This window comes from Streptomyces albidus (ex Kaewkla and Franco 2022) (assembly GCF_013870515.1).
GTDB classification, from domain to species: domain Bacteria; phylum Actinomycetota; class Actinomycetes; order Streptomycetales; family Streptomycetaceae; genus Streptomyces; species Streptomyces albidus.
Genome location: NZ_JACBXA010000046.1, coordinates 21,913 through 31,740 on the forward strand (window position 1 = coordinate 21,913; position 9,828 = coordinate 31,740).

Sequence of the window (9,828 nt, forward strand, 5' to 3'; positions counted from 1 at the left end):
CCGGTCCCGGACGGTGGCACTAACCAGGTGCGATGCGGGTACGCAATCTTCTCCCAGCAGCTCGAGCGAGGATTGTGGAGGTAGTCGCGCATGGCGGAGGAAGCGCGTGGGCCGCAGGAGCGGAGGCCGGCGCCACTGGGAGTTCTCTCCCGGGGAGAGCAGTGGGTGCGCAGGGCCCTGGGTGACGACAGCCATGAGCGGCACACCCTCCTTCTGATCGCCAAGAGCACGCTGGCCGCCGTGGTGTCGTGGGTGATCGCGCATGACGTGATGAAGGCTGTGTCCCCGGCGTTCGCACCGTTCTCCGCCGTGCTGATCATGCAGGTCACGGTCTACCGGTCGGCGCTGCAAGCGCTGCGGTACGTCGGTGCGGTCTCCACGGGCGTGGCTCTCCAGGGCGTGATCGGCTACCTGGCGGGACCGGATCTGCTGACCTTCGCTCTCGTGGGACTCGCCGCAATGGCCATCGGCCGGTGGAGCGCACTCGGATCGCAGGGCACACAGGTGGCGACCGCGGCCTTCTTCGCCTTCTCCACGTACGTCTCGGCGACCAGCGACAGCGAGCGGTGGAGCCAGCTCGGCCAGATCGTGCTGCTGGTCCTCATCGGCTGCGGAGTAGGGGTGCTGGTCAACGTGCTGGTGCTGCCGCCGATGCGTTACCGCAGCGCCGAGAGCGGCATCCACACCCTGGCTCATTCCCTGTGCAACCTCGTGGACGACATGTACCCGGCCTTGCAGGAGGGGGTGCTCGAGGCGGAACGTACGGAGCACTGGCGCAGGCGGGCATCCCAGCTGGGCCCGATCGCCGACCAGGCGCAGTCCTCCGTGCGCACCGCCTGGGAGAGCACGTACTACAACCCACGCCGCCTGCTCCGCCGTCACCGGCACCACACGACGTTCTCGGGCTACCACGCCGTCATCGACGCGCTGGAGCGGGTGTCTTACCAGTTGGGATCCATGGCCCGCAGCCTCGACCAGGCCGAGCAGGCCGGCCAAGGCGAGAGGGACGACGGGATCGACGCGGCCACCGGGAAGGCCCGGGACTCGGAAGAGCACCGCGAATTCCTGCGCAGGTACGGCGACCTGCTGGCCTCCCTCGCGCACATCACCGATCTCTTCAGCAAGCTGGACGAGGAACGGATCGCGGATCAGGCCCGCGAGCTGTGCTCGGCCGCCGAGACGGCACAGCAGAACCGCTCGCGCCTGGAGCAGGACACCGAGGACAGCGGGCTCCCTCTGGCCGACCCGTCCGCGCCGTACGGCATCCTCCTCGCGGAGGCGGTGCGGCTGATGGACGAGCTCCAGCACACCTGTGACGTACTCCAGAAGGCCGTCCACCGGGCGCAGGACTCCGCGGCTGACGTTCAGGGACGCCGCCGCCTGCGCTCCCGCGCCACGATCTCGTCCAGGTCGTGCATGCGCCCGAGGTTGCGCAGCTGCGGTGCCATGCGGGGATTGCCGGACAGGCGCTCCTCGTTGCGGGCGAGGAAGGACCAGTACCCGGCCGTGTACGGGCACGCCTCGTCGCCCGTGCGCACGGAGGGCCGGTAGGCGCACCCGTGGCAGAAGTCGCTCATCCTGTCGATGTAGGCGCCGCCGGCGGCGTACGGCTTCGTGGTGATCGCGCCGCCGTCGGCGTACTGGGACATGCCGATGACGTTGGCAGCCATGACCCATTCGTAGCCGTCGACGAAGCAACGGTGGAACCAGTCGCTGAGTTCGGCCGGGTTCCAGCCGCGCTGGAGCCCGTAGTTGCCCAGCACCATCAGCCGTGGAATGTGGTGGGTCCAGCCCCGGTCCCGGACGTCCCGCAGCACCGTCGACAGGCAGCGCGCCTGCACGCTGTCCGCGTCGAGGCCGGCGAACCAGCCGGGGATGCGACGCCTCGCCCGCAGCGCGTTGCGCCGGCGGTAGCCAGGACCGAAGTGCCAGTACACGTGCCACACGTAGTCGCGCCAGCCGATGAGCTGCCTGATGTAACCCTCGGCGCTGCGCAGCGGCACCTGCCCTTCGCGGAAGGCGGTCTCGGCGGCGCGGGCGCACTCCGCCGGATCCAGCAGGCCGAGGTTCATGGACGCCGAGAGCACGCTGTGACTCATCATCCAGTCACCGGTCAGCATGGCGTCCTCGTACGGTCCGAACGTGGCCAGGCGGTGTTCGACGAAGTGTCTGAGCGCTCTTCGGGCCTCCGCCCGGGTGGCGGGGAAGAGGCGCGGTCCGTCGCGGCCGACGAAGGAGACCTCGCCGCGCCGCTCGGCTTCGTCGAGGTCGGCTCGTACCTGCGCGTCGATCTCGTCCTCCTGCGGACGGTAGAGCTTCAGACCGAGCTCGTCCGCCGCGGGCGGGCGCTCCCGGTTCTCCGCGTCCAGGTTCCACCGCCCGCCCACGGGGCCGTCCTCGTCCATCAGGATTCCGGTGCGGCGGCGGACCGTCCGGTAGAAGTCCTCCAGGTGCAGCGGCTTGCGTCCGCGCTGGGCGGCCCACTCCTCGAAGTCGTCGCGGCTGGTGACGAAGCCGCGTGACGGGAGCACGGTGACGGCGTCGAGCCCCTGGACGAAGCGTGCTGCGGCGTGCGAGGTCGGGCCGCAGACGGTCACGGGTTCCCGGAGCTCCTCCAGCGCCTGCCGGTAGGTGTCCGTCTGCAGAAAGCGTGCCTGCTCGCCCAGCTCGGCCGCCCTGTGCCGCAGAGCGGAGAGCACCAGGTGCGCCTTCTGCCGGTGGAAGCGCCTGCGCCGCAACACGGCCCTGGACTCCACGAGCAGCACCGGCTGGTCCTTGCCGTCCAGGAAGTGCGGGCCCAGCTGGTCGGCGAAGCACCAACGGCGCTCTGTGTCAGCCATCCGTCCAGGCTGTGGCAGCGCGCGACGCGCCGCACATGGGCGGGGCCGGCCGGCAGAGCAGTCTCGTCCGGAAGGGGGAGGGAGCGGGTGGGTGTGCGCGCGTCCACCTGGTCCGGGATGCTGCTCAGTCCGTCGCCTGGCCGCCGGGCTCGTGGCCCACGCCCGTCCGGTGGGCGCGGACGGCGAGTTGGACGCGGTTGCGGCTGCCTGTCTTGGTCATCAGATTCGCGACGTGCGTCTTGACCGTGGTGATCCCGATGAAGAGCCGCTCGGCGATCTCGGCGTTGGAGCTGCCGGTGACTACCAGTTCGAGCACTTCGCGCTCCCGGTCCGTGAGCGAGACCGGATCCGGCTGCCCGGGCGTCCGGCGTTCCACGGCGACCGCTCGCTCGACGAGACGGCGCAGCACGTTGGGGCTGAAGGGGCTCCGTCCCTCGGCGGCGGCGCGTAGGCCGTCCAGAAGATCCTCGGGCGCGGTGTCCTTGGCGAGGAACCCGCACGCCCCCGCCTCCAGTGCCGGATAGAGATGTTCGTCGTCGTCGAAGGTCGTCAGTACCAGGATCCGGGTCGAAGGGCGTGCGGCCAGGATGCGGCGGGTGGCGGTGATCCCGTCGACTCCCGGCATGCGGAGGTCCATGAGCACGACGTCCGGCACCAACTGCTCGACGAGAGAGACCGCTTGATGGCCGTTCTCCGCCTCGCCCACCACCTCGACGTCCTCCGCGACGGTGCAGAGCATGCGCAGACCGGCACGGACGAGCTGCTGGTCGTCGACGACGAGGGTGCGGATCACGACGTCACCTCCGCCCGCGAGGGGGCGTCCGGAAGCACCGCGCGCAGCGACCATCCCGTGCCGCACGGCCCGACGTGCAGTTCTCCTCCCAGCAGCTCCAGCCGCTCACGCATCATCAGCAGGCCGTGGCCGGGGGCCGTCCCGCCGAGGGTTCCGGCGCCTGCGCCGTCGTCGCTCACCTCGGCTCTCACTCGGCCGTCGTCGTCGCGCCGGAGCACCAGCCGTACGTGCACACCGCGGCCCGCGTGCTTGAGAGCGTTCGTCAGGCCTTCCTGAACGAGCCGCAGAACGGCATGCCGGTGGGCGGTGTCGAGACCGTCGACCGTCTCCGCGTCCACGGCGGTCTCCACGCTCGCCCCTGCCTGCCGTGTGCGCTCCACGACGGTGGCAAGCTCGGCCGACAGCGCGGAGGCCGTGAGCAGCACCGGTTCTCCGACGGTATCGGGGTCGCGGAGCACGGAGACCAGCCGGCGCAGGTCGGTGAGGGCCTGGCCGCCGATGGCGTGCACGTCCTCCAGAGCGTCGTCAAGGCGCGGATCGACGGACGGCACCACATGCCGCACCACTCCGACACGCAGCACGATCGACGCCACATGGTGGGCCACCACGTCGTGCAACTCCCGGGCCACGGCGGCCCGTTCGGCTGCGCGCGCCACCTTGGTCCCCCAGTCCCTGTCCCGCTCCGCCTCCAGCGCCCGCTGCTCGGCCTGCTCGGCCAGTTGACGCAGGGAACGCAGGAACGACCCCAGCAGCAGCGGCAGTCCGACGTCGAGCAGCACCGTCAGCAGATTCGCGGCCGGAGAGTAGTGGGGGAAGAAGTTCCACCCGCTTGCCGCACCGACCGCCGCCGCGCTCCACCAGGTCTTCGGCCCGGGACGCCTCAGGGCCACCTCACCCAGTGCCACACACGCGAGGATCTGGGCGACTCCGCCGCCCATCTGCGCGGAGACCGCCACGGACAGACCGAGCAGCGCGCACTGCACCAGCGCCACCTGCACCGGATGCCGCCCGCCTGCCGGAACCAGACCCGCCGAGACCACGGCGATCAGCCAGTCCCAGCCCGACGGTTCGACCTGCGGGACGTGCAGCAGCGCGATGAAACCGACCGCGCAGCCCATCGGCAGCAGCCGCACCCACCCGTATCCGACGACGGGGAATCGCAAGGAATCTCTGATCAGCCGCACGAGGCGAACGTAGCTCCGTCCTTACGGCCCGGCGTCCTCCCGGAGGAGGGGACGGACTCCTACGGGTGGCCGCCGACGTGAGCCGCGAGGACGAAGCACGCGCTCCCGCGCGGAACCGAGACTGGCGGCGACGCCGGCCGGGCCCCCGACGGCGCGGATTCGAGAGGACTCGGAGCACATGGCGTCCAAGAAACTGATTCCCCGCCTGGTCTTCGCCGTCAGGCTGCTGCTGTTCGTCGTCTTCGTGGGCTACGGGAGCATCAAGCTCCTCGGCGGCCAGTACGACTACGGGGACTGGGTGATCTCCAACCGCACGGCCGACGGCACCAGCGTGGTGTGGGCCTTCTACGGATACTCGCCCGTGTACGGCCGCTTCACCGGTCTCTACGAGGTCGTCCCGGCACTGCTGTTGCTCTCGCGCAGGACGGTCACTCTCGGGGCGCTGGGGCTCTTCGCGGTGTCGCTGAACATCACGGTGATGGACTTCGCCTACGGCTACCCGATGGTCAAGTACTTCTCGCTCGCATACACGCTGCTGTGCCTCTTCCTCGTCGTGCAGGGCCGTGAGCGGCTGCTCTCGGCCTTCTGGAGGCTCCCCGCGACGGACGAGGGAGGGGCGCCGAACGGGCCGGACCGGCAGAGGGGATCGGGGAGTTCGCGCCGTTCCGCGGTCTGAGATGCGGCCCCGCGTGCGTCCGCAGCGAGGGCGGCTCGGGAGCCGCGTCGAGTGAATCTTGTTTAGGGTGCAACTAGTTGTGGGCGTCACGAGTCTGCTTTGTGAAGGACATGTGAACAGCGGACACCCCCCACAATTACATAAGGAGCACCCTTGCCCAGACGCACCCTCGCACTCGCCGCCGCGACAGCCGTCCTGAGCGTGCTGGCCGTGTCCTCCGCCGGTGCCGCCGGCGTCACCACGTCCGGCACCGGCTGGAAGATCGCGACGAAGGACCACATCACCGCCCTCAGCCCCTCCCAGGTGCAAACGGTCACCTTCGAGTCCGACGCGATCAGGAAGTGGTACACCCCGTATCTCACCCGCGCGGTCACTCAACTCAGGGCGGCAGGCGTGAAGATATCCATCGGGGGCGTGGAGTCCGTCGCCGCCGGAAAGTGCCCGCCGCGAGGCCACATCTGGTTCAGGGAGGGCTACCGGCCGCTCGCGGGCAGGCCGGGCTTCTCCCAAGCCGCGACCTGCTACGACACCAGGACGACGGCTCAGTACTCGGCGATCGTCACGATGAACTCCGAGTACCGCGACGGGTCCTGGTACCTCTCGCAGGACAACAAGCACAACATCCCCTCGCACGAACTGCTCCACGGCCTGGGCCTGGACCACCCCAACTACGACAAGGACAAGGACGGCACGGTCGAGAACTACGAGTGCGTCGCCACGTCGTACGGCAACCGGCCGCTCGCGTGCTCGCCCAACGGCGGCTACAAGACGGCGGCGAACATGGGCAAGCTCGTCGGCTACGACCTGAACGGGATCAAGGCGCTCCTGGCGAACGCCAGGGCGCAGGGCATCAAGTAGCGCACCTCGCCGCCCGGTTCGTCAGCCGAAGATGTGCAGTTCCTCCTTCGCGGCGCCGCTCAGTTCGTAACGCGCGCCGTCGAGCGGGCGGTCCGCGTAGAGACGGACCAACGTCGGTACGTCCGCGGTGAGTCGGGCCGGGGGGCGGTCGCCGTCACCGGTGCCGAGCACCAGCGGTGCCTCGCGGCCGGGGAGGCTGACGTGCACCAGCGGTGTGCTCCGTCTCCGGCTGGCGATGACGAGAAGGGTCAGCGCCGGGTCTGCCGCGCCGCCGCCGTACGCGCCGGGTTCACCGAAGGCGTCACGCACGTCCCCGGCGTGGACCCACTCCCCGAGAGCGACGGTGTCCATCCTTCCGTCGCTGCGCCCGGCGATGACCGGGCCCGCCCGGGACATGCCCGCCTCCACCTCGTCCAGGACCCGGTGCAGGGGCCAGGGGTCCCGCTCGGCGACGTCGGCGGCGTTGGACTCGGGGGAGAACACGCCCGGTTCGAGCCGGTCCTCGATGATGCGGTCGAGAGCTGCCCCGCAGTGCGCGAGCACCTGCCGCACGTTCCAGTCGGGGCAGGCGGTGGGGCGCGAGAAGAGTTCCTCCGGTGTGCGCCTCAGCAGGGGCATCAGCGCGTCCCGTTCCTGCAGCAGCAACCGTCCGGGCAACTCCGGGTCACGAGGGTCCATGGCCGAATCGTAGGCGCGGGCGTGCGGTGGAGACCGTGTGCGGCGGCCGGACGGCGGTCGGCCGTCGACGCTGAACGACCGTGCTGCGTCCGAGTGCCCCGGTCAGCGCACCCCGTGATTTCCCAACGGGCCCCCGGAGAACGGGATTTCAAGTTCCTTGAAATGTTTGAGTGGCCTGTTCGGGCCGTGATTTCGTCATGCTCACGAGGTTGGCCAAAAGGCCATCCGGAGAATCCAGTTGGGGGATGTCATGGCTTTGACGTCACTTTCCGAGCGGCTCGCCGGCAACGGAATGCAGCAGCACCTGCACGCCGAGGCGACCGCCGTGGAAGAGGCCTGTGTTCCGCGTTACGAGTCCTGCACCTGGGACTCGCAGTGCTGCCACGGCCTGATCTGCGAGTGGTTCCACTGCTACCTGCAGGGCTGACGCTCCGCGAGTGAGTGATCCCGCCGGGGACGCGGACCGTGCATGCGGTGCGCGCCCCGGCGGGGGTCCGGATACGGGAGGGGGGCGGCGAACGCCTCCCTCTCCAGGGCGGGTTCAGGGCTGGTTCAGGGGCGGATTCATGGCGGGAACGTGGGGGCAGGGGAATGCTGCGACTGTGGAAAGCGGCGCATACGGCACAGGAATTCGTGCAGTCCGCTCGGCGCGACGGCGGAACGTACAAGCTCGAATGGCCGCCCGTGCGCGAGGGGTTCGCAATCCAGGCCATGGGAGTGCCTCTCGCGGTCGCCCGGCTGCGAATGGCCGAACGACTTCTGATGGGTTTTCTCGACCCGGTCGAGGACGCGTTGTTCGTCGCCGCCGGTCTGCGCGCGCTGGGGTATCCGGCCTCGTTCCATCTCGGCCGTGAGGCGGCGCCGGTCGTGGCCCCGGGCGGCTTCTACGCATGGGCCCAGTGCGACGGCGCCGTGGTGACCACCTCGCTTCCCGTACGCGAGGAGTACACCGAGGTGCTGCGCACGGACGGAAGGAAAGCGGCATGCTGAACGTCGTCACAGCCGGCGAGAGCGGCGCCGTCCACCGCGCACCGCTGCTCCAGGAGACCGCGGCGACCGGTGTGACGGTCGAGGCCGGCCCAGGGGGGTTCGAGCTGACCAGGACAGGGCTCGGCGAGGGGGACGTCTACTACCGCCTGGGTCCCGGCCGGCTCGAATGGAGCGAGAGCCCAGGGGACTTCGCGGGCGCGCCGGAGGGGAACGCGCCCGACGCGGGCACCCTGCTGGCGCTGATCCACGGGCTGGCTCCGCCGCCGGACGGCACGCCGCTGCCGGGCGTCCGCCGTCTGGCGCTGGGCACTTCGGTGAGAGTCGGAGCTGACGGCGTCACCGTCACACGCCGGCGCCCGCATCTGCCCGCCGAGACGCCAGGCCTCCTGTCGGCCGTCGCAGACGTGCTCAGCGAGGCGCCCGGCGGCTACGCGATCGCATACGGCGGAGGGCTGTCGTCGGCGTTCCTCGCCGTCGCCGCCCTTGCCGCGGGGCACCGTCCACAGCTGGTGCACGCCGAACTGGGGCTGCCGGGACACCGGCCGCCGCCGGCCGCGATCCCCGGCCTCGAGGTCCGCCGCGTACCGGTCGACGTCTTCGACCTGCTCGACCATCACCGCGCGCCGCTGGGCGAGTTGACACCTTCGCTGCCCGATCTGGAGTTCCCCCGCCGCATCGCCGAGACCCTGGCAAGCGCAGCGGGACGGCCCCTTGCCTCAGCTGCTCTCCTGGAAGACCTGACCGCGGCGAAGCTGTCCGACGTCGCGACGGGACAGCGCCACTGGCGGCTCCTCACCTGCGAACCGTTCCATCTCTCCGGCGTGCTCCCCTCTCTCGAAGACGCGGTGGGCCTGCTGGAGCAGGGAGTCGTACGCAGCGACAAGCCCGACCCGGCCGCCGCCGACGACGCGCAGGCCCTCGACAGGCCCCCGCCGCCCGTACCGCTGGGCAGGAGGGATCTGCCGGGCATGACCGGCGCGGGCCGCGCCGCACTCCAGACGGTCCAGCAGGCATCGCTGTCCGTCTGGAAGGACCATCTGGACTTCCTGGGGCCCCTGTTGGGGCGCGCCGACGCGGGCGTGACCGAACGCGTTCCCTGGGGCGGTGCCCTCTACCCGGCCACCGACCCGAGAGTGCTGGCGGCTCTGCAGGCGCTGCCGCCGGAGCAGCTCGGGCGCATCTCCCGCGGGGTGTTCCGCAACAACCTGCCGCTGACCGGCGCCGTCGCCCGCCATCGGGTGCGGGGGCTGCGGCGCGCCTCGTCCTCCTTCGATCTGAGGCTCGCCGCGGCGGCCTACCTGCACCGGGAAAGCGCCAAGGTCGTCGCGGAGTTGGAGAGGGAGAGCGCCCTCGCCGACATGGGGCTGATCGAGCCGGACACCGTGACCGGACTGCTCAAGGAGGGCCCCGGCCGCGCGGACCACGCCCTGCCGCTGCTGCGGCTGCTGTGGATCGACCGATGGCTGAAGGGCTGACCTCCATGACCGAACAGACCTCGCCTCCCACCCGAGGCGTCACGCTCGCACCCGGCGTGGTGCTGACCCGGCTGCCGTTCGGCGGCGCCGTCCTGATGAACGAGAACACCCTCGCGCTGGCGGAATGCGGCGAGACGGACGCCGAGTTGCTCCGGCGTCTGCTGGCGGGCGAACAGCCCGCTCGCGACGACGTGGCGGCGCTCCGGGCCGTCGGCGATCTGATCAGTTCCCAGTGGCTTGCCGTCACAGACGAAGTGAAGTGAGACTCCATGCCTTCCCGACTCCCGCAGGCGGCGCTGGCCGCGCTGGCCGGTCCGCTGCTCGTCGGCGGTGC

The 9,828-nt window shown here is 70.5% G+C and carries 10 protein-coding genes and 1 pseudogene; 7 read left to right on the forward strand and 4 right to left on the reverse strand.

Annotation, left to right across the window (positions count from 1 at the left end; all coding sequences use genetic code 11):
• Positions 1-90: 90 nt before the first annotated feature.
• Positions 91-627: pseudogene (locus H5J26_RS31965) on the forward strand (aromatic acid exporter family protein); the annotation flags it as partial.
• 737 nt (positions 628-1,364) lie between these two features.
• On the opposite strand, the gene H5J26_RS10575 reads toward H5J26_RS31965, so the two are convergent.
• The 3 genes from H5J26_RS10575 to H5J26_RS10585 form a co-directional block, all read right to left on the reverse strand.
• Positions 1,365-2,840, reverse strand: a complete 1,476-nt coding sequence (locus tag H5J26_RS10575; protein WP_181765515.1) for a cryptochrome/photolyase family protein — start codon at positions 2,838-2,840, stop codon at positions 1,365-1,367.
• 124 nt (positions 2,841-2,964) lie between these two features.
• Positions 2,965-3,633, reverse strand: coding sequence for a response regulator (locus tag H5J26_RS10580; RefSeq protein WP_181765516.1), 669 nt, complete (start codon positions 3,631-3,633; stop codon positions 2,965-2,967).
• Positions 3,630-4,817: a sensor histidine kinase gene (locus H5J26_RS10585; protein WP_181765517.1), complete on the reverse strand. Its 1,188-nt coding sequence runs from the start codon at positions 4,815-4,817 to the stop codon at positions 3,630-3,632. Before H5J26_RS10585 ends, H5J26_RS10580 begins: the two co-directional genes overlap by 4 nt.
• 178 nt (positions 4,818-4,995) lie before the next feature.
• On the opposite strand from H5J26_RS10585, the gene H5J26_RS10590 reads away from it, so the two are divergent.
• Positions 4,996-5,493 (forward strand): hypothetical protein, encoded by a 498-nt coding sequence (locus H5J26_RS10590; protein ID WP_181765518.1) that lies wholly within the window; start codon positions 4,996-4,998, stop codon positions 5,491-5,493.
• A 153-nt stretch (positions 5,494-5,646) separates the two neighbouring features.
• A complete protein-coding gene (locus H5J26_RS10595; RefSeq protein ID WP_181765519.1) occupies positions 5,647-6,351 on the forward strand; it encodes a hypothetical protein in 705 nt (234 codons plus the stop codon).
• A 21-nt stretch (positions 6,352-6,372) separates the two neighbouring features.
• On the opposite strand, the gene H5J26_RS10600 is transcribed toward H5J26_RS10595, so the two are convergent.
• Positions 6,373-7,029, reverse strand: coding sequence for a maleylpyruvate isomerase family mycothiol-dependent enzyme (locus H5J26_RS10600; RefSeq protein ID WP_181765520.1), 657 nt, complete (start codon positions 7,027-7,029; stop codon positions 6,373-6,375).
• A 250-nt stretch (positions 7,030-7,279) separates the two neighbouring features.
• On the opposite strand from H5J26_RS10600, the gene H5J26_RS10605 reads away from it, so the two are divergent.
• The 4 genes from H5J26_RS10605 (at position 7,280) to adfB (ending at position 9,757) form a co-directional block, all read left to right on the forward strand.
• Positions 7,280-7,456, forward strand: a complete 177-nt coding sequence (locus H5J26_RS10605) for a Dickkopf N-terminal cysteine-rich domain-containing protein (RefSeq protein WP_181765521.1) — start codon at positions 7,280-7,282, stop codon at positions 7,454-7,456.
• A gap of 206 nt (positions 7,457-7,662) precedes the next feature.
• Positions 7,663-8,019 (forward strand): lasso peptide biosynthesis protein, encoded by a 357-nt coding sequence (locus tag H5J26_RS31415; protein WP_181765522.1) that lies wholly within the window; start codon positions 7,663-7,665, stop codon positions 8,017-8,019.
• Positions 8,013-9,494, forward strand: a complete 1,482-nt coding sequence (locus tag H5J26_RS10615) for a hypothetical protein (protein WP_181765523.1) — start codon at positions 8,013-8,015, stop codon at positions 9,492-9,494. Before H5J26_RS31415 ends, H5J26_RS10615 begins: the two co-directional genes overlap by 7 nt.
• Positions 9,495-9,499: 5 nt before the next feature.
• Positions 9,500-9,757, forward strand: a complete 258-nt coding sequence (adfB, locus tag H5J26_RS10620; RefSeq protein WP_181765524.1) for an actinodefensin-associated protein B — start codon at positions 9,500-9,502, stop codon at positions 9,755-9,757.
• The last annotated feature ends 71 nt before the right edge of the window (positions 9,758-9,828 follow it).

Bases quoted from the DNA above. Each gene is read 5' to 3' on its own strand.
- H5J26_RS10590 (WP_181765518.1), top strand. From the start codon at position 4,996: ATGGCGTCCAAGAAACTGATTCCCCGCCTGGTCTTCGCCGTCAGGCTG.
- H5J26_RS10615 (WP_181765523.1), top strand. From the start codon at position 8,013: ATGCTGAACGTCGTCACAGCCGGCGAGAGCGGCGCCGTCCACCGCGCA.
- adfB (WP_181765524.1), top strand. From the start codon at position 9,500: ATGACCGAACAGACCTCGCCTCCCACCCGAGGCGTCACGCTCGCACCC.
- H5J26_RS10600 (WP_181765520.1), bottom strand. From the start codon at position 7,029: ATGGACCCTCGTGACCCGGAGTTGCCCGGACGGTTGCTGCTGCAGGAA.
- H5J26_RS10605 (WP_181765521.1), top strand. From the start codon at position 7,280: ATGGCTTTGACGTCACTTTCCGAGCGGCTCGCCGGCAACGGAATGCAG.
- H5J26_RS10575 (WP_181765515.1), bottom strand. From the start codon at position 2,840: ATGGCTGACACAGAGCGCCGTTGGTGCTTCGCCGACCAGCTGGGCCCG.